Raw genomic sequence first — 23,863 nt, 5'->3', positions numbered from 1 at the left:
GATATGGTTTATGAATCTAGATCGCCGAGGACATTAATCCTCAAACGGATCAGTCACAAGTATGGTGTCGTCACGCTCCGGACTTGTCGACAGGAGCGCGACAGGCGCCCCGATCAATTCCTCGACCTGACGGACATATTTGATTGCCTGAGCAGGCAAATCCGCCCATTTTCGGGCACCGACGGTAGATTCCTTCCAGCCTTCCAGCGTGATGTAGATCGGCTCGACGCGCGCCTGTGCGCCCTGGCTGGCCGGAAGATGGTCGATTTCCTGCCCGTCAAGCTTGTAGCCGACGCAGATTTTCAGCTCATCGAGACCGTCAAGCACGTCAAGCTTGGTGAGCGCGATGCCGGTAATACCATTGGTGGCGACCGACTGGCGCACCAGTGCGGCGTCAAACCAGCCGCAGCGGCGCTTGCGGCCGGTGACGGTGCCGAATTCATGGCCCTTTTCGCCCAGGAACTGGCCGATCTCGTCATTCAGCTCGGTCGGGAACGGACCTTCGCCGACGCGGGTGGTGTAAGCCTTGGTGATGCCGAGAATGTAGCCTAGGGAACCCGGACCCATGCCCGAACCGGCGGCGGCCTGGCCGGCAACCGTGTTGGAAGAGGTCACGTAAGGGTAGGTGCCGTGGTCGATATCGAGCAGCGAACCCTGAGCGCCTTCAAACAGGATGCGCGCGCCGGCGCGACGCTTTTTGTCGAGCAGCAGCCAGACGGTTTCGCTGAACGGCAGGATGCGCTCGGCAATCGAGCCCAGCTCTTCCATGATCGTCTCATGCGCAACTTCGGCCGCGCCGAAACCACGGCGAAGGGCATTATGGTGCGTGAGGATACGGTCAACCTTGGCGGAAAGCGCCTCCATGTCGGCCAGATCCATGACGCGGATGGCGCGGCGGCCAACCTTGTCTTCGTAAGCCGGGCCGATGCCGCGACGGGTGGTGCCGATTTTCGTACCGCTGTTGGAGGCGGCGTCTTCGCGCATGCCGTCCAGTTCGCGGTGCAGCGAAAGAATAAGCGTGGCATTGTCGGCAATGCGCAGGTTTTCCGTCGTGACCTTGACGCCCTGCGCTTCCAGACGGCCGATTTCGGCGATCAGCGCATGCGGATCGACCACGACGCCATTGCCGATGACGGCGAGCTTGCCGGGACGCACGACGCCGGACGGCAGAAGCGAAAGCTTGTAGCTGATGCCATCGATGACAAGCGTATGGCCGGCATTATGACCGCCCTGATACCGCACGACGACATCTGCCCGCTCGGACAGCCAGTCGACAATCTTGCCTTTGCCTTCGTCGCCCCATTGCGAGCCGACCACCACAACATTCGTCATTTCTTGCTTTCCTGCTCATGGCGCTTGCGCGCCCGATAACCCGATGGGAAACCCAAACCCGCGAATGTATACTGTGTTGTTTTACGGAAAGCGACCCTGTTTCTTATGGAGAATTTTGCTTTTTCCGTGACAAGGCGCGGATTTCCCGCATTATCTCGCCCCGTGGGGGCCAGGCGCGGGCGCAAGGCCGCCGCTCACCCCTCTCCATTTTCCCGCCCCTTGCAGAAGCGAAACATCAGCGTGCCTTCGAAAGCCTATATCGCCCTCATCATCGCCACGCTCTGCTGGGGCGGCAACACCGTTGCCGGCAAGCTGGCCGTCGGCCACATCAGCCCCATGGCCTTCACCTTCTTGCGCTGGGTCCTCGCCGTCGCCATCATCTTCGCCATTTCCGTGCCGCAGCTCATCAGGGATTGGCCAGTGGTGAAAAAGCGCCTGGCCTATTTCCTCGTGCTCGGCAGCGTCGGTTACACCGCCTTCAACGTGTTTCTCTACACGGCGCTGCAGCACACCTCGGCCATCAATGCCGCCGTCATCCAGGCCGGCATTCCCATGGTCATTTTCGTTCTGAACTTCATCCTGTTCCGCACCCGCGTGCTGTTCGGCCAGATCGCCGGCTTCTGCCTCACCATCGCAGGCGTGGCGCTGCTTGCCTCGCATGGCGATCCTCTCTCGCTGCTGCAGCTGGAAATGAATGTCGGCGACGCCGTCATGCTGCTCGCCGTGCTGGTCTACGCCATCTATACCGTCATCCTGCGCTGGAAACCGGCCGTCGACTGGCGCACGCTGATGGCCATCCCCGCCTTTTTCGCCCTCCTCACCTCGGTGCCGCTGGTCTTCTGGGAGATTTCCCGCGACAGCGTCATCTGGCCGGATCAGAAGGGCTGGGTGCTGGTGGTCTATGCCGCCATTTTTGCGTCGCTCATCGCGCAGATCCTCTACATCAAGGGCGTGGAGCAGATCGGCGCCAACCGCGCCGGCCTCTTCATCAACCTCGTGCCCGTCTTCGGCACATTGCTGTCCGTTGTCGTCCTCAGCGAAACCCTGCATACCTACCAGATCATGGCACTCGTCATGGCGCTGGCTGGCATTGCCGTCGCGGAACGAAAAAAATCGCCGGCCTCCTGAACCAACAGGGTCAGGAAAACCGGCGCAGTCTGGCAGGCATGAAAGAATGGAGCGTCGGATCGAAAAATCTTTCCGATGCTCGAGCAGAAAGGTCAGAGCGCGGTTTCGCGCTTGGCCGGAGAAAAGACGGCATTGCCGAGAACGATATCGCCCTTGTCGGTGGTAACGATCAGCACTTTTTCGAGCGATCCGTCATTGTTCAGCGAAAAGGCAAGGCGCAGCGCGCTCGAAGACCAGCCGGCGCCGGCAAGGGCCGTGCGCTTGATGGCGGCGCAGTCACCGCAATCGCCAAGGCTCAACGATGGCGTTGCCGGAAGATCGGTCGCAAAACCGGAAAAATAATCGTCGAGCGCGCCCATGGTGGCGTTCACGTCGCGGTTGACGCGCAGCAGTTCCTCACGGCGCTGGACCGTCAGCGGCGCGGCGATGGTCGAAACGCATTGGCCGGCGGCAAGAACGCAGCCATCGAAACCGCCCGGCGCGGAAATACCGATCTGGGTGACGGCGGATTTCTCGGCGGCGGCGAAACCACGGGCAAAACCGGCAGCGCCGGCCGCATCGGCATGGTTGGACATGGAAGCAACGGCAATTCCGCAGATGGCGGCAGCAATAATCTTCTTCAGCATTTCATACCCCGTTTGCGATCCGCCGGCTTGTGCCGGTCTCGATTTCTGTTTTGCGGAGCACCTCTTTCAAGGCCGCTCCCCGTCTGTGATCCCACAATGGCACAGCACTGTTTTCGGCGGCTTTAAGCCGATTGCTACAATTTTATCGGTTTTCATTTTTGTACAGCGGACGCTTTTTTTCGAATATGCGCCGATACCGTCACCGCGAATTCCGCGGCGACGTTGGGAAGCAATGAAGGGGCCGCATCGCTGCGGGGGTATTGAAGGGTATTGCAGGGTTTGCAGACGATGCGGCCCCGGCTTGAAACATATGCCCGCCCGCCAAACCGGTTCCTGTTTGGAGGATGGGCATGTGCCGGCTGCCTTGACCGTGACATCGGGAAACTCCCCGGTTTCGGCCGCCTGCCCCGTCCATCCTGCGCCGCGCGCACGCCTGATGACCGGGATGGGCCAAGTATAGCCGGGCCGGCGGAACCGTGGACGCGCGGGGATAAATACATCTTGAAAAAAGGCGTCCGGAAGGCCGTTTCGCCCCATCCCGGACACAGGAATTTTCAGCGGGTTAACGGGCCTCCGATCGGCGGCATTTGAATTAACCTTGTCTTAAAACCCGACGTTAATGGTTAGCAATTTAAGAATAGCGGAACGAAAGGGTTCCGTTATGCGTGGCGTATCTGCCGTTGTCTTTCTGATGCTCGTCCTGGCCGGCTGCGCCACCGCACCGTCGCAGGTGACCAACGCCTGTGCGATTTTCGAGCAGCGGAACGGCATCTTCAACAATTGGCGGCGCGATGCGAAAGCGGCCGAGCGCGAATTCGGCGTGCCCGTACCTGTCATGATGGCGACGATCTATACCGAATCCGCCTTCCGCCCCTATGCGCGGCCACCGCGCACCAAGCTTCTCGGCTTCATTCCCTGGACGCGCCAGTCCAGCGCTTATGGTTATGCCCAGGCGCTGGACGGCACATGGAGCGTCTACCAGCGTGAAACCGGCCGCTGGTCGGCAAGCCGCACCGATTTCACCGATGCCATCCACTTCGTCGGCTGGTATCACGCCAAGAGCCGGCGCGAAAACGGCATTTCGCTGAACGACCCCTATAATCTCTACCTCGCCTATTATTCCGGCCATGCCGGTTATGCGAAGGGCAGCTGGCGCAACAATTCCGCCGTCCAGAAGGCCGCCCGCCGCTCCGCCAACATGGCCCTGCGTTACGAGGCGCAGCTGCAGCAATGCGGATATCGCTGAGGCGAGACTGGACAAGTTCACTTGAGAACAAGGGGCGGAGTAGCAAACATCCTCCGTCATCCTCGGGCTTGACCCGAGGATCCATGGTCACGCCGGGCGGTGGATCCTCGGGTCAAGCCCGAGGATGACGTTTTGTCGGGAGCGGCATGGTGCCGGAATGGTCGCGCCAGACGGAGAACGCCTGTGCAGCCACACGCCTATTCCCCATAAGCCGCCAGAAAACCCCTGACCGCATCGATCTCGCCGGAGCGGATTTCATGCCCGCCCAGGTGCCACACGGTTTCCACCGTGCCGCCCTGCGCTTTAAGGCTCCGTTCCAGCGCCGTCGTCAGCGGCACCGGGCAGATCGGATCGCGCTCGCCGGCCGTGATCAGCACCCGGCGCGAGGCCTTGGCAGGGGAGATTTTCGGTTCGAACGGGATGAGCGGATGCATCAGCACCGCGGCGTCGAAAAGCTCCGGCTGTTCGATCAGCACATTGGCGAGAATATTCGCGCCATTGGAAAAGCCGAGGCCGATGACCGGACCCGCCTGATAATGCTCCCGGTTCGCCTTGATGAAATCCGCCATCTTGACGGTCGCCCGTTGAAGATCGGCCATGTCGTAGACGCCCTCTCCCGTGCGCCGGAAGAAACGCGCCGCGCCGTGTTCGGAAACATCGCCGACCGGCGAGAGAATGGTGGCCTGCGGCAACAGACGCGCGCCGAAATCGAAGAACTGGTTCTCATCGCCGCCGGTGCCATGCAGCAAAACGAAGAGCGGTGCACCGGCAGCACCTGCGCGGGATTTGTGGAAATAACTGTCCTTGGTCATGGGACGATCCTTTCTGAAAGGAGGAGGTTCAGCGGCTTCCGCACGGCTTTTTCAGCCAGGCGGAGCAATGTCATGTGGAGCGAGCGAGCGCCGCTTGTTTCTTCTCCCCGCCGGGGAGAAGGTCGCGGCAGCGGGATGAGGGGGCGAGGGTCGAGATATCCGGAGAGCTAGCCCCCTCATCCGACCCTTCGGGCCACCTTCTCCCCGGACGGGGAGAAGAAATACGCGGCAATGTCCTGCCAAACGCTATCGAGAGGTTAGGCCGCCTTCTCATCCCCCAGCGGCTCCAGATGCTCCTCCAGCACGGAGCGCAGATGCGCGTGCTGGGTCGGCAGCTTCAGCGCCTCGCCGAGATGGGCAGTGTCCTCGTCGCGGTCGAAACCGGGTTCGTTGGTGGCCACTTCGAACAGCACGCCGCCCGGAGTGCGGAAATAGATCGCCCAGAAATAATCGCGGTCGATCACCGGCGTCACCTGATAACCGGTGTCCATCAGCGCCTTGCGCACCTCCAGCTGCTTTTCACGGTTTTCGACCGCAAAGGCGATGTGGTGCACGGACCCCGCACCCAGCCGCGCGCCAGAAATATTCGGCATGGTTTCGATGTCGATAAAGTCGGCGCCGTTGCCGCCGGGAATACCGAGGCGCAGCACGCCATCCTGGCGATCCACTTCCTGATAGCCCATGAATTTCAAAAGCTCGGCCGTCGCACCTTCGTCGCGAAGACGCAGCGACGCGCCCTGAAAACCATGGATCGCCTGATCCGCGCCGACGCCATTGCCGATCCATTGCGCACGGTTGTCGTCCCTGACCTCGACCAGCGCAAAGCCGTCACCATCGGGACCGGCGAAATGAAGGCGCTTGTTGCCGAAGGCTTGATCGGCCTTCAGGCCATCCACTCCGGCCTTCGAAAGGCGCTCCTGCCAGTAGCCGAGCGATCCCTCGGGAACGGAAAACAGCGTCGTGCCCACTTCGCCGGTGCCGGGACGGCCACGGGCGATATGCGGGAACGGAAAATAGGTCATGACGGAGCCGGGCGTGCCGATCTCATCGCCATAATAAAGATGATAGACGTCAGGCGCGTCGAAATTGACCGTCTTCTTCACCCGGCGCAGGCCGAGCGTATCGGTGAAAAAACTGTTGTTCTGGCGCGCGCTCGCCGCCATCGAGGTGACGTGGTGCAGGCCCTTGATCTGGTTGAGCATGATAAACCCCTTTTCGCCTGGCGGGCCTCGCATTGGGGCCTGCCCTGTTCATGGCGTAAAGATGGGGTAAGAGCGCTCTCAGGCATAGAGTGGGCAACGGGAACGGATTGTTCCCGAATGATGAACGATAAAGTTTACTGTTCAATCAGCCCCGCAAGGCAATCTCAAGGATCGTCGGCTCAGTGATCCTCGGCTCAATGATCGTCGGCGACGCCCATGGTCCAGTAACCGACGGCGCGCAGCGCCGCCTTCGGCAGGGCGATCTCGTCGGTGAGGAAGGATTTTGCCGCCCTCGCCTCGGATTTTTCGCAGGCGACAAGGACATGCAGGCCTTGATGATCCGCGCTCCAGGAATGATCGCGCAGCGCCTTTTCGATCAGGCCGGCGGTGCCGGCGGGCTTGCCACGACGATAAAGCCATGTCCATTCCACATCGGCCGCGCAGGCGATCTCCTGCCGCTCGGCTTCGTCGTCGATTTCGGCATAGACGCTGAGCTTTTTCCCGGCCGGCATTTCGGCCGCCATGCGCAGCATCACCGGCAGCGCGGTCTCGTCACCGGCAAAGACATAACGCTCGGCTTCCGGGCAGACACCGCTCGGGCCGATGATGCCGAGAACATCGCCGGGCTTTGCCGTCGCGCCGAAGGTCGCGCCCGGCATGTGGTCGCCCTCATGCATGACGAAGTCGATATCGACTTCACCGCGCGCGATATCGCCGGAGCGGATGGTATAGACGCGCCGTGTCAGAAGATCATCGCCCGCCGGCCAGACGATCGCCCCGGTGGGCGCAAGATAAGGCCAGACCGGCGCACGGGCCTGATCCGGCACCAGAAGCAGCCGCACATGCATGCCGCCGGAGAGCAGCCTTTCGATGCCGCTTTCGACGGACACCACCAGCCGGCGCATATGTGGCGTCAGATTATAGGCGCGGGCAACCTTGCCGACGAAAAGATTGGGCAGTTCACGCTGTTGCGCGCCATGGCCGCTCCAGCGGAAATCCAGCCCCGTCTCGCCGGAAAACTCGACGATATGCTCGGCCACCATGGCCTTTACCGACATCAATATATGTTCGGAAATGCAGCTGACGCTTGCCGCGAAACGGCCGCCCTCGGCGCTGAAGCTGCCATGGCCGTATTCCGTCTTGAACCGCACCGTAGCACCTTCGCGCTCCATCTCCATATGCTCGGAAAAATGATCCTCGAAAGCATCGACGATCGACAGCGGATCGGGCAGCGAGACGGAGGTTTCGGCAGACAGGAGAGACACGGGCATAATCCTTCACTTTATAGTCCGGTTATCTTTAATCCCGACAACCGCAAAGCGTAAAGGTATTTTATGAGTATCTAGAGAAGGTTTTTGTCGCTTCCCACCGTTTCCGGCAATTGCCAGTCGATCGGCTGGCGTCCGTGGGAGGCGAGAAAGGCGTTTGCCTTGGAAAAATGGCCATTGCCGAAAAAGCCGTTATGGGCCGAAAGCGGGGACGGGTGCGGCGAGCGCAGCACCAGATGCTTGCGTTGGTCCACGAAGGCCGCCTTCTTCTGGGCATAGGAACCCCAGAGCAGGAAGACGACATGATCGCATTCGTCGTTGACGGCGCGGATGACGGCGTCGGTGAACCTTTCCCAGCCCTGCCCCTGATGCGAGGCGGCGCGGGATTCCTCCACCGTCAGCACGCTGTTGAGCAGAAGCACGCCCTGTTTCGCCCAGCTTTCCAGAAAACCGTGAGCCACCGGGCGAATGCCGAGATCGCTCTGCAATTCCTTGTAGATATTGACAAGCGAGGGCGGAATGCGCACGCCGGGCTGGACGGAAAAGCACAGGCCATGCGCCTGGCCAAGCCCGTGATAGGGGTCCTGCCCTAAAATGACGACCTTGACCTCATCGAGAGGCGTGAGATCCAGCGCCCGGAAATATTCCGCGCCCTTGGGGAAGATGCGCTTGCCGGCGGTCTTTTCGGCAAGCAGGAACTCTTTCAGCTTGAGCATGTAGGGGCTGGCGAATTCGCCGGAAAGAACACGTTTCCAGCTATCCTCGAGTTTGACGCCTGCCTCTGCCATGCCTGCCTCCATCAGAGCTTATTTGAACCGGTTGCCGCGCTGCAGCACTTCGATCTTGTAACCATCCGGATCGCAGATGAAAAAGTATTTCGCGAAAGGCTGGCCCTTATAATCGGCTTCGATGATCTTTCCGGGGGAAAGGCCGATCTCGGTGAAGCGCTGGTGCTCGCCATCCACATCGGCCACGCTGACCGCAAGGTGACCATAGCCGTCACCCAGTGCATAGGGCACTTCGCGACCCCGGTTGACGGTCAGTTCCAGCTCGAAATCGCCTTCGGCATTGCTGAGATAGATCAGCGTGAAGTTTTCGAACTCGGCGCGTTCCGCAACCTCGAGCCCGAAAGCCTGCCTGTAAAATTCCACCGAACGCTTTTCGTCCAGCACCCGGACCATCGAGTGGATCAGCTTGGCCATGGTGTTTTCCTTCTTCTTCTTAACCTTTGACGGCCCGGTTGTGCTCCGGGCATCGCGGCCCAAGGGGATAAAGACTGCGTGCCTCGCTTTCAACCCTAAAGGCGCCCCCGACCGACGGGCGAAGCACCGATCACGATAAATGTGATGGAGAAAACCTTCGCTTCGCCCCGTGCGGTAAGGTTCCGCGGTAAGGCGCTGCGACAGGGGCCTGCGGCAACAGGGCTCGCAGATTTCGCACCGCCGCTCTATCATGAGTAGGGAACTCATGATACCGGCTTATGCATGCGCCTTCTTTATCTCTGTCTTGGCTGGCTTATGGTCGCGACCGGCATTGTCGGCGCGTTTCTTCCCGTTTTGCCCACCACGCCGTTCCTGCTTCTGGCGCTCTGGTGTTTTTCCCGCTCTTCGCCAAAACTCGAGGCATGGCTGCTGGCCCACCCCAGATTCGGCCCTTCTTTGCGGCGCTGGCGCGAACGCGGCGCAATCGCCCGCAAGGCCAAGATCGCGGCGCTTTCGGCCATGTCCGTCAGCTACGCCGCTTTCTGGTTCCTGAGCGAGCCGCCGCCGCTGCGCGCGGCCATCGTCGCCGCCGTCATGCTCGGCTCTGCGCTCTTCATCGTCACCCGGCCGGAAAGCTGAGGCGAAGCACGGCCCTTTAACGGTGGCGCGACTGCGGCAGCACGTAAGGAATATGCCGCGCCGGCAGCCGGCCGACGACACCGCCAATGCCATAGACCCTTGCAATCGTCTCGTCGCTGATCGTTTCCAGCGAGGGACCGCTCGCCGTCACCCGGCCGCCATGCATGACGATAAGTTGATCGGCAAATTCCGCCGCAAGGTTGAGATCGTGCAGGATGGCGAGCACCAGACCGCCGCCGCTTGCAAAGTCGCGCGCCGTTTCCAGCACGGCGATCTGGTGGCCGATATCGAGACTTGCGGTGGGCTCGTCGAGGAAGAGCGCCCGCGCCTCGCCATTTTCCATCGGGTTCGGCACCTGCGCCAGCGCCCGGGCAAACTGCACCCGCTGCTGTTCGCCGCCGGAGAGCATGTTGTAGGACCGCTGCTCGAAACCGCGCAGCCCGGCCTTGGCGAGCGCCCGGCGGGCCTGCTCTTCCGGCGCGCGGGACCCTTGTGCGACAGCCCCCATGCGCACGATTTCGAGCGCGGTGAAGGGGAAAGCAAGCTGGGTGCTCTGCGGCAGCACGGCCCTGAGACGGGCGAGCTGGACCGGCGTGAAGGCCGGCAGGTCGACATCGTTATAGGTCACCGAACCGCTTTCCGCCCGCATCTCGCCCGAGAGAACCTTCATCAGCGTGGATTTGCCGGCACCGTTGGGGCCGATGATGACATTGACCTTGCCGGGCTTCAGATCGACGCTGACCGCATCGAGAAGCCGGCGACCGGAGCGGATGAGGGTGAGGTTTTCGGCCCGGATCATGACATGTTCCGCATGGAAAAACCGCCGCGTCCCAACAGCAGGAACAGGAAAACCGGCGCGCCGATAAGCGCCGTGACGACGCCGATCGGCAGTTCCGCCGGCGCCGCCACCGTGCGGGCGAAACTGTCGGCCAGAAGCAGCAGCGCCGCCCCGCCAAGGGCGGAGGCGGGCAGCAGGAAGCGGTGCGACGGGCCGACGGCGAGCCGCAGCAGATGCGGCACGACGATGCCGACAAAACCGATGGAACCGGCCGCCGCCACACTTGCCCCGCAGGCGGCGGCAACGGCCAGAATGACGATCCGCTTCAGCCGCTGCACCGGGATGCCCATGTGAAAGGCCGCGGCATCGCCCAGAATCAGCGCATCCAGCCCGCGGGCAACGAAGGGAATGATGGCGAGTACGACGATGATGAAAGGCAAGGTGGCGAGCACCTTGGCGGGGGTCGCCCCGCCGAGCGAACCGAGCGACCAGAAGGTGATGTCGCGCAGCGCCCGGTCATCGGCCATGAAAATCATCAGCCCCGTCAGCGCAGCGCTGATCGCCGCCACCGCAATGCCGGCCAGAATGAGCGTGGTGGTGGAGGTGGCGCCATCCTTCGTCGCGATCAGGTAAAGCACCCAAGTGTTCAGCAGCCCGCCGAAAAACGCCATCAGCGGCAGGAAATGCGGGCCGAAAAACACGGCGACGGTGGCAAGCGCGCCTTCTCCGAGAGAAATGGCCGCGACCGCAAACAGCGCCGCACCCGAGGTGACCCCGACAATGCCGGGATCGGCCAGCGGATTGCGGAACAGGCCCTGCATCATCGCCCCTGAAACGGCAAGCCCCGCGCCGATCAACATGCCGAGCGCCGTGCGCGGCAGGCGAACCGCCTCGAGAATGATCCTGTCACGCGCATCGAGTTGATCCGCCCCACCGGTGAGGTAGGTCCAGAGTTCGGACATGCCGACGCCCGTGGGTCCGCTGACAAGCGACACACCACAGGCAAACAGCAGGATGCCGACGAGCACGGCGAGGGTGACGACCCCCTGACGGGATCTGTCGCCCGCGACCCTGCCTTCAGCCGAACTCAAGACGGCAAGGCTCACGGCTTCACCACGTCAGGATAGAGCTTGGCTGCCAGCTCGCGGCCCGCAGCGGGCGTGCGCGGGCCGAAACCGATGAGATAAAGCCCATCCATGTTGATGAGCGCCTTCTCCGCGGCGGCAGGCGTGGACTGGAAGGCCGGCAGCGCGAAGATCTCTTCCGCCCTGGCGGCATGGTCGCCGCGCGCCATGGTCAGCACCAGATCGGGTGCTGCGGCAATGACCGCCTCATCCGTCAGCGGCTTGTAACCATTGATCTCCTGAGCCGCATTGATACCGCCCGCCATTTCGATGATCGCGGCGGCTTCGGTATCCTTGCCCGCCGCCATGATGCGGCCGCCGGCGGTGGAAAGCACGAAGAGAACCCGCTTCCTGCCCTTTTCCGGGACGGCGGAGACATCTTTGGCGAGCGCATCGAGCCCGGCTTTGGTCTCGGCGGCCAGCGCCTTCGCCTTGTCCGAAAGACCCACGGCCGCGCCGACATCCTCGATCTTTTTGGGGATGGCGTCGCCGCTCGGCGGCGTATCGACGGTGACGAAAGGCACGGCACTTGCCTTCAAGATGGCGATGACATCGGCCGGGCCGGATCCGTCCTCGGAGAGAATGAGATCGGGCTTCTGCGACAGGATGCCTTCGGAGGACAGCGCCCGCATGTAACCGATGTCAGGCTTGGCAAGCGCATCGGCCGGATAGCTGCTGGTGCTGTCACGCGCCACGATGCGGTCTCCCGCGCCCAGCGCATAGAGGATTTCCGTCACCGTGCCGCCCACCGCAACGATGCGTTTCGCCTGCGGATTACCCTTGTCCGAAGCCATGGCGGCCGGTGCGGCAAAGGCGATGGCCGCGGGCACGAGGGCGGCGAAAACGAAGGTGCGAAGGCGGGAATTCAACATGGCGCTATCCTGAAACACGACCCGGCACAGCTTCGCCGGCGTCATTTAATCTTGAGTTCTTTACACATGTTTATGAGCCGCGCAATCGATAAGTGGAGTAAATTTGTTCGCTTTGTCGTGAACCCCTTCCCAACCTCCCTGCGGCTGGATATCCTGACTGAAACTGGAAACTTAAAGGGAGAATTTCATGTTTATCGCAATGAACCGCTTTCGCGTCGTGCCGGGTTATGAAGAAACCTTCGAATCCATCTGGCGCGAGCGCAAATCGCACCTCAGCGAATTGCCGGGTTACATCGAATTTCACATGCTGAAAGGCCCGAAGGCGGACGACCACACGCTTTATGCCTCGCACACCGTCTGGGCGACCAAGGACGATTTCCTTGCCTGGACGAAATCCGAACAGTTCCGCGCCGCCCACGCCAAGGCCGGCGAAAACCGTGGCAAGGTGGAATATCTCTCCGGCCCGCATTTCGAAGGCTTCGACGTCATCATCCATGAAGACAAGAATGGCGAACGCCGTTCGATTGCCGCCTGAGGCCATCAGATGAGCATTGCAGCCCAAAAGACCGACGACGACAGGCAGGCCCGCGCCGCCGCTGCGCTCGCCGAAAAGCCTGATGGCATCGTGGAGGCCATCGCCGCCAAGGCCGAGGTGACGCCGGCCGAAATTCTGGCGATCCTGCCCGAAGGTGCGGCCGTTTCCGCCGCAGCCGACCGCTTCGACGCCATCTGGAACGAGATGCGCGGCTGGGGCGAAGTCCTGATGATCGTGCAGACCGGCGATATCGTGCTGGAAGTGCCGGGCCACCTGCCGGAAGGTAGCGAAAGCCACGGCTGGTTCAACATCCACGGCGACAGCCCCATCGGCGGTCACATCAAGAAGGACAATTGCGCCGGCATCACCTTCGTCGACCGCGGCTTCCACGGCCGCCGTTCCTGTTCCGTCTGGTTCATGAACGCCACAGGCGGCGCCATGTTCAAGATTTTCGTCCGCCGCGACGAGAACAAGGAATTGCTGACGGAACAACTGGCGAAGTTCGAAGCGCTGCGGGACGGTTTTCGCGGCTGAGACCCTGGGGAGGCCGCTGGCAGGGACTTGTTCCCTTGGGCGATGCGGCCTCCCCTCTCTCCTCATTCCTGTGCTCGTCACAGGAATCCAGCCAGCCCAAGTCCTTGGGCTGAAAGGACTCTCCTCGCCGCGCAGACGCGCGTCGGCTGGATCCCTGTGACAAGCACAGGGATGAGGGGTGGAGCGGACGCAAACAGCATAGAACCCTGAAGCACTCCCTCGCCACCCACACCAAATGCCTTCGCCTGCACAGGTGTGAAAATCCGGTTCATCGCCCGTTCAGTGCCGTTTTTTATCATCCCCTGAAATTCAAACGGAACCAGCACGGAGCAAGCATCATGACCGACCAACAGCCTCTTCTTTCGCGCCGCAATTTTGCCGGTCTCCTGGCTCTCGCCCCGCTTTTTGCGGCGGGCGGCGCGGCGGCGGCGCCGGCAAGCCTGCGCGGCAGCGTCTCCTATCGCGAACGCATCGCCCTGCCGCCGGGCGCGACCGTCACCGTGCGCCTCATCGACGTTTCGCTGGCGGACGCGCCGTCGCAGACGATTGCCGAAACCACCATCCGCCCGCGCGGCCAGGTGCCGGTCCCCTTCGTGCTGCGTTATGATGACCGCGACATCCGTGGCCGCCGCTCCTATGCGCTGAGCGCCGAAATCCGCGACCGCGACCGGCTGCTCTTCACCACAACGCGCCGTTATTCCGTCCTGACCGGCGGTCGCGACGACACCGATCTGGTACTGGAGCGCGTCGGCGCGGGTCCGGGCAGGCCGGAGCCGGAAGCCGGCATCGACGGGCGCTGGCTGGTGCAGGAGATCCGCGGCGAGCGGGTTCGCGGCCGTCGTCAGGCGACGCTCGAAATTTCCCGCGAGGGCCGGGTTTCCGGTAATGCCGGCTGCAACGGCATCGGCGGTGAAGTGAAGATCAGCCGCAACCGTGTCGATTTCGGCCGGATGATTTCCACCCAGATGGCCTGCGCGCCTGACATCATGCGTCAGGAACGGCAGTTTATCGAAGCGCTAGAGGGTACCCGCTCCTTCCGGCTGGAGCCGCGCCGAGGCACGCTGGAACTGATCGACGGCCGCGGCCGCACGGCCATGCGCCTGCGCCGCGCCTGAGGCCCGTAACGCCCCCCGGTAAAACACCCGCGCCGCCGTGCTGGCCCCAACTGTGCTGGCCCCCAACTGTGCTGACCATGGAACATTCCATGTCGCTTCCGGCACGGCGCGCTCCCCTTTCCCGCCCTATGACTTTGGTTGTGTTCGTCTTGCCGCTTTGCTCCGCCGCCGAGCTGCGCTATGGAACGCGCCGAACTGCGCCGGTTGACGCCGGCGCGCCGTCTTTGAGGGAAAACGCATGACATCCTATGTTCTGACCGTAGCCTGCAAATCGACCCGTGGCATTGTCGCCGCGATTTCCGGTTATCTGGCGGAAAAAGGCTGCAACATCGTCGACAGTTCGCAGTTCGACGACCTCGAGACCGGCAAGTTCTTCATGCGCGTCTCCTTCATCTCCGAGGAAGGCGCTTCCCTTGAGGCCATCACCGACGGCTTCAAGCCGGTGGCGGAAAAATTCGGCATGGAGGCGGATATCTACCCGGACGGCCAGCGCATGAAGACGCTGCTGATGGTGTCGCGTTTCGGCCATTGCCTCAACGACCTGCTCTACCGCTGGAAGATCGGTGCGCTGCCGATCGACATCGTGGGCGTCGTTTCAAACCATTTCGATTATCAGAAAGTGGTGGTCAATCACGACATTCCCTTCCACCACATCAGAGTGACGAAGGAGAACAAGCCGAAGGCCGAAGCCCAGCTGATGGACCTGATCGAGACCAGCGGCACGGAACTCGTCGTGCTGGCGCGCTACATGCAGGTTCTCTCCGATGACCTGTGCCGCAAGATGTCTGGCAAGATCATCAATATCCACCATTCCTTCCTGCCTTCCTTCAAGGGCGCCAACCCCTATAAGCAGGCCTATGAGCGCGGCGTGAAGCTGATCGGCGCAACTGCGCACTACGTGACCGCCGATCTCGACGAAGGCCCGATCATCGAACAGGACACGGTGCGCATCACCCATGCCCAGAGTGCCGACGACTATGTCTCGCTTGGCCGCGATGTGGAAAGCCAGGTGCTGGCCCGCGCCATCCACGCCCATATCCACCACCGCACCTTCATCAACGGCAACCGCACCGTCGTCTTCCCGCCAAGCCCGGGAAGTTATGCTTCCGAGCGGATGGGGTGAAACCTTCGTCATTGACGAAATGACAACCGCAGTTTACATTCGGTCATGTTTACGATCCGGGAAACAAACGAGTTTGCCGATTGGATGGCGGGTCTGCGCGATGTGCAGGCGCGTGCCCGCATCGCACGGCGCGTTTACCGGCTGGCAGACGGCAATCCCGGAGATGTGAAACCCGTTGGCGAAGGCGTCAGCGAACTCAGGATCGATCTTGGCCCCGGATATCGGGTCTATTTTGTCCGGCATGGCGATGTCGTCATCATATTGCTGTGTGGTGGCGACAAGGCGTCTCAGACCCGCGATATTGCCAAAGCCAAGAAACTGGCCAGAGCGCTCAAGGAGTGAGAACATGCCACTTTTGACACGCGATTACGATGCTGCTTGCTACCTTGATAGTGACGAAGCGCTTGCGGCTTACATAGCAGACGCCACCGAGAGCGGCGACGCACAGGAACTTGCCCATGCTCTGGGCGTCGTGGCGCGGGCCAAGGGCATGACCGATCTTTCCAGACAGACCGGCCTTCCCCGCCAGACTTTGTACAAGGCGCTCAGCGGCGAAGGAAATCCTGAATTGGCAACGATTGCCAAGGTAGCTGATGCATTGGGCTACAGGCTCTCGCTGGTGGCGAAGTCATCCGCGGATACAGCCGCCTGACAAGCCCGCAGTCTACGACGCCTTTGCCGCCCCACCAAACACCACCCGCGCCCTCAGCCCACGCCCGTCCGCGCCATCCTCCAGCGTAAGCAGCCCCCCGAACAGCCCGGCAATCTCCTCGATGATGGCAAGGCCGAGGCCGGCGCCGGGGGCTGTGTTGGCTTCGCCGCGGGCGAAGCGCTGGCGCACCATGGCGCGTTTTTCCGGGGGGATGCCGGGGCCGTTATCTTCCACTTCCAGCCAGACGGCGCCCGTCTCCTTGCCGACGCGCACGGTGACTTCCGCGCCGCGCCCGGCATAGTTGATGGCATTGGAAACGAGATTGCCGATCAGCTCGCCGATCAAAAGCGGCTCGGCGAGAATGATCGCCTCGCCCTCGCCTTCGAAACCGAGATCGATACCGGCCTCCGCCGCCCGTGGCACGAAATCGGCCGTCACATTCTGCGCCACGGCCACGAGGTCGACCGCGGAAAAATCATGTTTCTCGCTGGAGCCTGCCGCATCGATATTGGCCATGCGCAAGAGCTGGGCGAGGATATGTTCGGCATGCGCCACCGAAGCGCCGCCCTTCAGCGCCGCCGCCTGCGCCTCCTCAAGACTTGCGGCACGGGCGGAAAGCGCAAGCTGGGTGCTGATGATGGCAAGCGGCGTGCGCAGCTGGTGGCTGGCATTGCCGGTGAAATGCCGGAGCGCATCGAGCGCCGATTGCAGCCGCACCATGAAGGAATTGACCGTCTCCACCAGATTTTCCACCTCCACCGGCACGGATTGGCGGATGGGGTGCAGATCGTTCGGGCTTCGCTCGGCGATCGCTTCGCTGAGCCGATAAAGCGGTCTGAGCGAAATCGTCACCGCGATCCAGACGATGATCGCCGCGCCCACGATCATCAGAAGCAGGCGCAGCGCGGAGCGCAGGATGATCGCCTGCGCCAGCTGGCTGCGGGCGATGGTGGTTTCGGCCACCGTGACGGAAAAAGGCACGGAATTGATGCCGGTCGAGGCAAAACGCCTGATGGCGGCGATGCGGATCGGTTCATCGCGGAACACGGCATCGCGATAGACGGGCATATCGCCCGCCGGGTTCGCAACCGTCGGCAGGTTCTGGTAGCCGGTGAGGAATTGCCCGTTTGGCCCGTCGACCCGGTAAAACACACGGTCCTGTGCGGCCGATGTCAGCATTTCCAGCGCCACATAGGGAATGTCGACTTCCAGCGAGCCATCCTCGGCCACCACCACCCGCTCGGCAATGGCGAGCGCCGAACCTGAAAGCACCCGGTCGGAGACGACATTGGCGGTACTGACCGCCTCGCGCCAAGTATCGGTAAGCGCGACACAGCCGATGATGGCGGTGGAAATGAGAAGCCAGCCTAAAAGTCGCCGCCTGAGCGAATAGGCGGCCTGTCTCATTCAGCCATCTCCGGCAGCTTTTCGAGATAATAACCGATACCGCGCGCCGTCTTCACCGTCAGCCCGTGGGGAGCGAGCCGTTTGCGCAGGCGGCTGACATATTGCTCGATGGCATTGGCGGAAATATCGTCGTCGAAGCCTGTCAGCGACTGGACGATGGCTTCCTTGGCGACGACCTTGCCGGCCCGCATGAACAGCACTTCGAGCAGCGCCACCTCGCGCGCGGGAATATCGAGCGGGCGCCCATCCGCCGAAAAGGTGCGGGAATTGAGATCGAACAGCACCTTGCCGAAACTGAGGGCGGAGGAGCGCAGCCCGGCATTGCGGCGCAGCAGCACCCGCACCCTTGCCTCGAATTCGGTGATATCGAAGGGCTTGATCATATAGTCGTCAGCGCCGAGATCGAGCCCCTTGACCTTTTCCTCCGGCGTGCCGCGCGCCGTCAGGATCAGCACCGCCGCCTTGTCCTGGCGCGAACGCATGGAGCGCAGCACCTCGATGCCGTCCATCTCCGGCAGGTTGAGATCGAGAATGACCAGATCGAAACTTTCAGCCGCAATCGCCGCATCGGCGGAAGCGCCATCGGAAACCACGTCCACCGCATAACCGCTGCCGCGCAGCAGCGCCGACAGCCCTTCCGACAGCACCTGATTGTCCTCGACCAGCAAAATACGCAAATCTTCCCTCCCGCAGCATGCGCAAGTTTAACCAAGCCGCCGATCACGCTTCAAGTCATAAGCTTGATAAACTTATGACTTGAAGCGTGATCCGGCTTATAAAATTGGAGCGGGATTTGAAACGAAAACCGCTGACACTTTTCGCAATCCCGCTCCGGCGCTTGTGAATGGCAAGCGCCTGCGGCATGATCTTTTCCATGCGTATCTGCCTTCTTCTTTGCCTCTGTCTTTGCATGGCCTTACCCGCGCTTGCGCAGGTGGCCGTTTTTCCCGCCCCGTCAGGTAAGGCGGATGCCGAAACACTGGTGGTCTATTCCTCGCTGGATGAACCGCTGGCGACGCCGATGATCGAGGGTTTTCAGAAGGCCAATCCCGATATCGCCGTCCATTATGAGGATATGCTGACGGGCGAGATTTACGACCGCATCGTGAAAGAAACCGACGCCGGCAAAAAGACCGCCGATTTCGCCTTTTCCTCGGCCATGGACCTGCAGGTGAAGCTGAGCAATGACGGTTACGCGCAGCGCTCGGATCTCGCCATGAGCGCCCGCTGGCCGGCCTGGGCGAACTGGCGCAACACGGCTTACGCGCTGACCTTCGAGCCGGCGGTCTTCGTTTATCACAAACCGAGTTTCACCGCGGAAAAACCACCGGCCACCCGCGCCGAATTCGTCGATTATCTCGAACGTCACGCAAAGGAGGTGCATGGCCGCATCGCCACCTATGACATCGAGCGTTCCGGTGTCGGCTTCCTGTTCATGTCGCGCGATCAGGAGCAGTTCGGCGATATTTGGAGCGTCATCAAGGCCATGGGCGCGGCGGGCGTGAAGGTCTATTCCACCTCCTCGGCCATTCTGGAGCGCGTGTCCGACGGGCGCTTCGTGCTGGGTTACAATATTCTCGGCTCCTATGCGGCGGACTGGGCCTCGCGCCACCCCGATGTCGGCATCGTGCTGCCGAAGGATTATACCGTCGTCATGTCACGTATCGGGCTGGTGCCGGAAGCCGCCGCCAACCCGGCGCTCGGCCGCCGTTATCTTGAATTCTTCATGTCCAAGGAGGGCCAGACGATCATGGCCCGACAATTGCAGATTCCCGCCGTCAGCCCGGAAGTGGCGGGGGAGAACACCGCCAACACCATGCAGGCCATCCACGGCGCGCAATTGCGTCCCGTCCCCGTCAGTCCCGGGCTTATGGTCTATCTGGACCAGGTCAAGCGCAGCCGGCTGATCGAGCGCTGGAACGAGGCGCTGCGCTCGCAATAGTTTCCCCGATGGTCTTCAGCCCATTGCAGTTGGGTTGAGTTCGGCGATCCTGCTCTGCACACGTTGCGCAATATCGGAAAATACCTGCAAAAGCCTAGATATGTGAGGCAGCGGATCCTCAATTGGTTGCCCTTCTTGAGTTAGCCCATTTCGGTGCACGCAGTCGTGACGGACACTTAACATTTTAAAAAGGAAAGCTTTGTCGTTTCGATCAGTTGGTAAGATGCCTATCCCCATAGCATGAAAGAAAAGCGAATTAGCACGGTCAAAATTATGGAAAGATACGGACTTCAAATGTTCCTGCAAAGTTTCGAAAACGAGCTGTGGAGACTTCTCTATTTGATAAAGTGAAAATTTCTTTTCTTTTAGTGCATCTATATTCTCAGCTAGCGCCAGTCTTGCGGGAGGGTAGTGGGTCACAAAATCGTCCAGGCTGTCATACAAAAAAGCTTCAAAATTCGAGAACGCCTGCATCAAGTACATTCGATGCAGCATAGGAATGGAGACATGAGAAAGCGACTTTATAACGGTCTCAAGACTTTGCAGCGCATGATAATATGATTCCAAGCCGCGATTGGCGGAGTTGAAGCTGCTAATGTACTTCACGTCGTGTGGGACTGGTTGAAGCGAACCACTTGGAAGTATTCGCATTTTAAAACCACCAATATTACCAGTAATTTCAATGTCTCTTATGCTTCCGCAATTTCCGCATTTCTCATGTAGCGTTGAAGTTGCTTCAATCTCGTTGACATATTGCGAGCCGGCAGCTTTGGGAGCCGGGCGTTCAAAACGAACGATCCCACCGCAATTCGGACAATTGATTATTCCAATAACTACAGTCTCCATTTGTTCCAATCCATTATGACGCTGACCAGCAAATCCGATCCATCTCTCCCTGTAACAAACACAGAATAAGGGAAGCGGCCCCCCGCGGTAAATCGCCCACACACGCCGCAGTAGACGCCCGGCGGAAATTAATAGAGAGTAAATGTGCAAGGACTTGCGTAGCGTCAGTTAGATGACAGCTTTTTGTGATGCTCTGCAATCCTTCTTCATTCCGTGGAGGCGGAAGAAGATGCGGGAGGAAATCCAGGACGATTGCCAAGGCTCCACGCTGAGTTTTCAGCGCCGGTACGGCTGCGTCTGAAATCCCTTCCGCATAAACGAAAAACGACGCCCAAAAGGGCATCCTGAGGAGGGTTTTCCAAGTGAAGCATTTTCTTATCGGCACATTTCTGGCGGGCGTGATCGCTCTTCCGGCCGTTGCGGCGGACTACACCATCATCGCGCCGGCCAATCCCGGCGGCGGCTGGGACCAGACCGCGCGTTCCCTGCAGACCGTGCTGCAGGAAGAAGGCATTTCCAAGAGCGTTCAGGTGCAGAACGTACCGGGCGCCGGCGGCACCATCGGTCTTGCGCAGTTCGCCAGCCAGCAGAAGGGCAACCCGAACGCCCTCATCGTCGGCGGCTACGTGATGGTCGGCGCGATCCTCACCAACAATGCGCCCGTCACCCTCAAGGAAGTAACGCCGATCGCCCGCCTGACCGGCGAATATGAAGCCATCGTCGTTCCGGCATCCTCGCCGCTGAAGACCATCGGCGACCTCGTCGACCAGCTGAAGAAGGACCCGGGCAGCGTGTCCTGGGGCGGCGGCTCTGCCGGCGGCACCGACCATATCGCCGTTGGCCTGATTGCCAAGGCGGCCGGCGTCGATCCGACCAAGATCAACTACATCGCCTATTCCGGCGGCGGCGAAGCGCTTGCCTCGATCCTCGGCTCGCAGGTTACGGCCGGTATTTCGAGCTATGGCGAATTTGAAAGCCAGGTAAAGGCCGGCACGCTGCGTCTGCTCGCCGTTTCCAGCGAAGAGAAGCTGGAAGGCGTCGATGCCCCGACACTCAAGGAAAGCGGTCTCGATGTCGTCGTCCAGAACTGGCGCATGGTCGCCGCTCCTCCCGGCCTGACGCCGGAACAGGAAAAGGCCGTTAATGCCGACATCGAAAAGCTGGTGAAATCCGCCAAGTGGCAGGAAACCCTGAAGACCAAGAGCTGGATGGATACCTATCTCGCCGGTGACGACTTCAAGGCGCAGCTTGCCAAGGATACCGACGCTACCGCCGCCATCCTCAAAGACATCGGACTGGTAAAATGAGTCAGGGTTCCAACCCTTTAGAGCATCAAAAGCGCCGCCCTGACTGGGCGGCGCTGGCGATCGCCGTCTTCCTCGTCCTCATCGCCTGCGTGATCTTCTGGGACAGCGCCCGTCTCGCCAGCGTCACCGGTTATTCGCCGGTCGGCCCGGCAACGGTGCCTTACGCCATCGGCTTCTGTCTTGTCGGCCTGGCGCTCTGGACGGCCATCGAGGCCTGGCGCGGTGATTTTCCCGAACGCGACAAGCAGGAAATCGCCCCGGTCATCTGGGTCGTCGCCGGCCTTGCCGCGCAGATGCTGCTGCTGAATGTGGCCGGTTTCTCCATCGCCACCGGCCTGCTTTTCGCCTTTACGGCGCGTGCCTTCGGCAAACGCAAGCTCTGGTATTCGATCCCCATCGGCATCGCGCTCAGCTTCTTCATCTGGTTCATCTTCGCGCGGCTGCTGCAGCTTTCGCTGCCCGCCGGGCCTCTGGAACGGCTGTTGTTCTAACAGCCATTCCGACCAAATTCGAGATCACAGGAAACCGCAGGCGCGCGATGACGCATACGCCAGCCGTTCCGCCCGCCCATCGGGTCCACTTGGGGGACATCTGTCCATGAGTACCTTTGAATTCCTGCTGCACGGTCTTGAGGTTGCCGCCCAACCCATGAACCTGCTCTATGCGCTGATCGGCGTCACGCTCGGCACCGCTGTCGGCGTTCTGCCCGGCATCGGGCCTGCGCTGACGGTGGCGCTGCTTCTGCCCGTCACCTACAGGCTCGACCCCGCCGGTTCACTCATCATGTTCGCCGGTATCTATTACGGCGGCATGTATGGCGGCTCGACCACCTCGATCCTGCTCAACACGCCGGGTGAAAGCGCCTCGATCGTCACCGCACTCGAAGGCAACAAGATGGCCCGCAAGGGCAGAGGCGGTCCGGCGCTCGCCACCGCCGCCATCGGTTCCTTTGTCGCCGGCCTCATCGCCACCATCGCGCTCGCCTTCATCGCGCCCTATATCGTCAAGCTGGCGCTGGTCTTCGGCCCGCGTGAATATTTCGCGCTGATGGTTCTCGCCTTCGTCACCGTTTCCTCCGCTTTCGGGGATTCGGCACTGCGTGGCCTCACCTCGCTGTTCATCGGTTTTGCGCTTGCCATCGTCGGCATCGACCAGCTGACCGGCCAGACCCGCATGAGCTTCGGCATTCCCGATCTGCTCGACGGTGTGGAAGTGACGACGCTTGCGGTGGCCATGTTCGCCATTGGCGAGACGCTGTTCATCGTCGCGCAGGGCAGCACCGGCCCGGACAAGGTCGAAGCCGTGAAAGGCTCGGTCTGGATGAGCGCGCAGGACTGGGCACGCTCCTGGAAAGCCTGGCTGCGCGGCACGCTGATCGGCTTCCCCATCGGCGCCATGCCGGCAGGCGGTGCTGAAATCGGCACCTTCCTGTCCTATGCCACCGAAAAGAAGCTGACCAAATATCCGGAAGAATTCGGCCATGGCGCCATCGAAGGCGTCGCCGGTCCGGAAGCCGCCAACAATGCGTCTGCCGCCGGCACGCTGGTGCCACTGCTGACGCTCGGCCTGCCGACGACGGCAACCGCCGCCATCATGCTCGCCGGCTTCCAGCAATATGGCCTGCAGCCCGGCCCGCTGCTGTTCGCCACCAATCCGCAGCTCGTCTGGGGCCTGATCGCCAGCCTGTTCATCGCCAACCTGATGCTGCTGGTGCTCAACCTGCCGCTCGTCGGCCTGTGGGTGAAGCTGCTGACCATTCCGAAGCCATGGCTTTATGCCGGCATCCTGCTGTTTGCGACACTCGGCACCATCGGCGCCAACCCGTCGGTGTTCGAACTCGGCATGCTGCTCGCCTTCGGTATCCTCGGCTACATCATGCGTATCTTCGGTTATCCGATTGCGCCTGCGGTCGTCGGCCTCATCCTTGGCCCGCTTGCCGAACAGCAGCTGCGCCGCGCGCTCGCCATCGGCCAGGGCGACCCGACGGTGCTGTTCACCTCGCCGATCGCCGTTGGCCTGTTCATCGTTGCGGCCGCCGCCTTCATCATTCCGCTGATCATGCGTATCCGCGGCCGTGGCGAAGTGCTGACCCAGCTTGCCGCCAACGAGGACTGAGAAACCAGGAACCTCCCAAGGCAACTGGCCCCGTATCTTCGGATGCGGGGCCTTTTTT

26 protein-coding genes are annotated in these 23,863 nt (G+C 61.4%); 13 read left to right on the top strand and 13 right to left on the bottom strand.

Going from position 1 to position 23,863, the window contains the following annotated elements; translation table 11 throughout:
- Window positions 1-33 precede the first annotated feature (33 nt).
- Entirely contained in the window at window positions 34-1,332 is a 1,299-nt protein-coding gene (locus tag AC5YUO_RS10265) for an adenylosuccinate synthase (RefSeq protein ID WP_496153226.1), read from the bottom strand.
- A 240-nt stretch (window positions 1,333-1,572) separates the two neighbouring features.
- On the opposite strand from AC5YUO_RS10265, the gene AC5YUO_RS10260 reads away from it, so the two are divergent.
- Window positions 1,573-2,460: a DMT family transporter gene (locus tag AC5YUO_RS10260; protein WP_496153225.1), complete on the top strand. Its 888-nt coding sequence runs from the start codon at window positions 1,573-1,575 to the stop codon at window positions 2,458-2,460.
- Window positions 2,461-2,552: 92 nt separating this feature from the next.
- Here the strand turns inward: AC5YUO_RS10260 and AC5YUO_RS10255 are convergent, their stop codons facing one another.
- Window positions 2,553-3,086, bottom strand: a complete 534-nt coding sequence (locus tag AC5YUO_RS10255; RefSeq protein ID WP_496153224.1) for a transglutaminase-like cysteine peptidase — start codon at window positions 3,084-3,086, stop codon at window positions 2,553-2,555.
- A gap of 661 nt (window positions 3,087-3,747) precedes the next feature.
- Here AC5YUO_RS10255 and AC5YUO_RS10250 point away from each other — a divergent pair.
- Window positions 3,748-4,332, top strand: coding sequence for a transglycosylase SLT domain-containing protein (locus AC5YUO_RS10250; RefSeq protein WP_400819638.1), 585 nt, complete (start codon window positions 3,748-3,750; stop codon window positions 4,330-4,332).
- 197 nt (window positions 4,333-4,529) lie between these two features.
- On the opposite strand, the gene AC5YUO_RS10245 is transcribed toward AC5YUO_RS10250, so the two are convergent.
- The 5 genes from AC5YUO_RS10245 to AC5YUO_RS10225 all read right to left on the bottom strand — a co-directional run bounded on the left by AC5YUO_RS10245 (window position 4,530) and on the right by AC5YUO_RS10225 (window position 8,816).
- Window positions 4,530-5,144, bottom strand: a complete 615-nt coding sequence (locus tag AC5YUO_RS10245; RefSeq protein ID WP_496153223.1) for an alpha/beta hydrolase — start codon at window positions 5,142-5,144, stop codon at window positions 4,530-4,532.
- A 257-nt stretch (window positions 5,145-5,401) separates the two neighbouring features.
- Complete coding sequence (locus AC5YUO_RS10240) at window positions 5,402-6,346, bottom strand: VOC family protein (RefSeq protein WP_496153222.1); 945 nt, start codon at window positions 6,344-6,346, stop codon at window positions 5,402-5,404.
- 194 nt (window positions 6,347-6,540) lie between these two features.
- Window positions 6,541-7,617, bottom strand: coding sequence for a siderophore-interacting protein (locus tag AC5YUO_RS10235; protein ID WP_400819645.1), 1,077 nt, complete (start codon window positions 7,615-7,617; stop codon window positions 6,541-6,543).
- Between the two features lie 71 nt (window positions 7,618-7,688).
- Window positions 7,689-8,402: a uracil-DNA glycosylase gene (ung, locus tag AC5YUO_RS10230; protein ID WP_400819647.1), complete on the bottom strand. Its 714-nt coding sequence runs from the start codon at window positions 8,400-8,402 to the stop codon at window positions 7,689-7,691.
- Between the two features lie 18 nt (window positions 8,403-8,420).
- Window positions 8,421-8,816: a VOC family protein gene (locus tag AC5YUO_RS10225; RefSeq protein ID WP_080815914.1), complete on the bottom strand. Its 396-nt coding sequence runs from the start codon at window positions 8,814-8,816 to the stop codon at window positions 8,421-8,423.
- Window positions 8,817-9,098: 282 nt separating this feature from the next.
- Here AC5YUO_RS10225 and AC5YUO_RS10220 point away from each other — a divergent pair, with 282 nt between their 5' ends.
- Complete coding sequence (locus AC5YUO_RS10220; protein WP_400819669.1) at window positions 9,099-9,455, top strand: YbaN family protein; 357 nt, start codon at window positions 9,099-9,101, stop codon at window positions 9,453-9,455.
- Between the two features lie 16 nt (window positions 9,456-9,471).
- On the opposite strand, the gene AC5YUO_RS10215 is transcribed toward AC5YUO_RS10220, so the two are convergent.
- From AC5YUO_RS10215 to AC5YUO_RS10205, 3 genes are read right to left on the bottom strand one after another with little or no spacing between them, the layout of a single operon-like run.
- Complete coding sequence (locus tag AC5YUO_RS10215; RefSeq protein WP_496153221.1) at window positions 9,472-10,254, bottom strand: heme ABC transporter ATP-binding protein; 783 nt, start codon at window positions 10,252-10,254, stop codon at window positions 9,472-9,474.
- The gene (locus tag AC5YUO_RS10210; protein WP_496153220.1) at window positions 10,251-11,339 is read right to left on the bottom strand and encodes a FecCD family ABC transporter permease; all 1,089 of its coding nucleotides are present in this window, start codon (window positions 11,337-11,339) and stop codon (window positions 10,251-10,253) included. The genes AC5YUO_RS10215 and AC5YUO_RS10210 overlap by 4 nt, the downstream gene beginning before the upstream one ends.
- Entirely contained in the window at window positions 11,336-12,229 is an 894-nt protein-coding gene (locus AC5YUO_RS10205; protein ID WP_496153219.1) for a heme/hemin ABC transporter substrate-binding protein, read from the bottom strand. The genes AC5YUO_RS10210 and AC5YUO_RS10205 overlap by 4 nt, the downstream gene beginning before the upstream one ends.
- Before the next feature lie 187 nt (window positions 12,230-12,416).
- Here AC5YUO_RS10205 and hmuQ point away from each other — a divergent pair, with 187 nt between their 5' ends.
- From hmuQ to AC5YUO_RS10175, 6 genes are all read left to right on the top strand, one after another.
- Window positions 12,417-12,764 (top strand): heme-degrading protein HmuQ, encoded by a 348-nt coding sequence (gene hmuQ / locus AC5YUO_RS10200; RefSeq protein WP_003522597.1) that lies wholly within the window; start codon window positions 12,417-12,419, stop codon window positions 12,762-12,764.
- A 9-nt stretch (window positions 12,765-12,773) separates the two neighbouring features.
- On the top strand, window positions 12,774-13,298 hold the full coding sequence (gene hutX / locus AC5YUO_RS10195) for a heme utilization cystosolic carrier protein HutX (protein ID WP_496153218.1): 525 nt from the start codon (window positions 12,774-12,776) through the stop codon (window positions 13,296-13,298).
- Window positions 13,299-13,636: 338 nt separating this feature from the next.
- Window positions 13,637-14,413, top strand: coding sequence for a YbaY family lipoprotein (locus AC5YUO_RS10190; RefSeq protein ID WP_496153217.1), 777 nt, complete (start codon window positions 13,637-13,639; stop codon window positions 14,411-14,413).
- A 238-nt stretch (window positions 14,414-14,651) separates the two neighbouring features.
- Window positions 14,652-15,536 carry a formyltetrahydrofolate deformylase gene (gene purU / locus AC5YUO_RS10185; protein WP_496153216.1) on the top strand — a complete coding sequence of 295 codons (885 nt, stop codon included), beginning with the start codon at window positions 14,652-14,654 and terminating at the stop codon, window positions 15,534-15,536.
- A 45-nt stretch (window positions 15,537-15,581) separates the two neighbouring features.
- Window positions 15,582-15,878, top strand: a complete 297-nt coding sequence (locus tag AC5YUO_RS10180; protein ID WP_400819842.1) for a type II toxin-antitoxin system RelE/ParE family toxin — start codon at window positions 15,582-15,584, stop codon at window positions 15,876-15,878.
- A gap of 4 nt (window positions 15,879-15,882) precedes the next feature.
- The gene (locus tag AC5YUO_RS10175) at window positions 15,883-16,188 is read left to right on the top strand and encodes an addiction module antidote protein (RefSeq protein ID WP_496153215.1); all 306 of its coding nucleotides are present in this window, start codon (window positions 15,883-15,885) and stop codon (window positions 16,186-16,188) included.
- Window positions 16,189-16,200: 12 nt separating this feature from the next.
- Here AC5YUO_RS10175 and AC5YUO_RS10170 read toward each other — a convergent pair whose 3' ends face one another.
- Together AC5YUO_RS10170 and AC5YUO_RS10165 are read right to left on the bottom strand one after the other, a co-directional pair.
- A complete protein-coding gene (locus tag AC5YUO_RS10170; protein ID WP_496153214.1) occupies window positions 16,201-17,595 on the bottom strand; it encodes a sensor histidine kinase in 1,395 nt (464 codons plus the stop codon).
- Entirely contained in the window at window positions 17,592-18,272 is a 681-nt protein-coding gene (locus tag AC5YUO_RS10165) for a response regulator (protein ID WP_003491888.1), read from the bottom strand. The genes AC5YUO_RS10170 and AC5YUO_RS10165 overlap by 4 nt, the downstream gene beginning before the upstream one ends.
- A gap of 185 nt (window positions 18,273-18,457) precedes the next feature.
- Here AC5YUO_RS10165 and AC5YUO_RS10160 point away from each other — a divergent pair, with 185 nt between their 5' ends.
- Window positions 18,458-19,537: an ABC transporter substrate-binding protein gene (locus AC5YUO_RS10160; protein ID WP_496154839.1), complete on the top strand. Its 1,080-nt coding sequence runs from the start codon at window positions 18,458-18,460 to the stop codon at window positions 19,535-19,537.
- A 15-nt stretch (window positions 19,538-19,552) separates the two neighbouring features.
- Here AC5YUO_RS10160 and AC5YUO_RS10155 read toward each other — a convergent pair whose 3' ends face one another.
- Complete coding sequence (locus AC5YUO_RS10155) at window positions 19,553-20,383, bottom strand: hypothetical protein (protein WP_496153213.1); 831 nt, start codon at window positions 20,381-20,383, stop codon at window positions 19,553-19,555.
- Window positions 20,384-20,745: 362 nt separating this feature from the next.
- Here AC5YUO_RS10155 and AC5YUO_RS10150 point away from each other — a divergent pair, with 362 nt between their 5' ends.
- From AC5YUO_RS10150 to AC5YUO_RS10140, 3 genes are all read left to right on the top strand, one after another.
- Window positions 20,746-21,690 (top strand): Bug family tripartite tricarboxylate transporter substrate binding protein, encoded by a 945-nt coding sequence (locus tag AC5YUO_RS10150; protein WP_400819835.1) that lies wholly within the window; start codon window positions 20,746-20,748, stop codon window positions 21,688-21,690.
- Window positions 21,687-22,181 (top strand): tripartite tricarboxylate transporter TctB family protein, encoded by a 495-nt coding sequence (locus tag AC5YUO_RS10145; protein WP_496153212.1) that lies wholly within the window; start codon window positions 21,687-21,689, stop codon window positions 22,179-22,181. Before AC5YUO_RS10150 ends, AC5YUO_RS10145 begins: the two co-directional genes overlap by 4 nt.
- A 106-nt stretch (window positions 22,182-22,287) precedes the next feature.
- Complete coding sequence (locus AC5YUO_RS10140; RefSeq protein WP_020809148.1) at window positions 22,288-23,805, top strand: tripartite tricarboxylate transporter permease; 1,518 nt, start codon at window positions 22,288-22,290, stop codon at window positions 23,803-23,805.
- The last annotated feature ends 58 nt before the right edge of the window (window positions 23,806-23,863 follow it).

Source organism: Agrobacterium sp. LEGMi-208b, from assembly GCF_059511785.1.
Note: the sequence above shows the minus strand (reverse complement) of the source record. Positions and strands in the feature narration are given on the sequence as shown.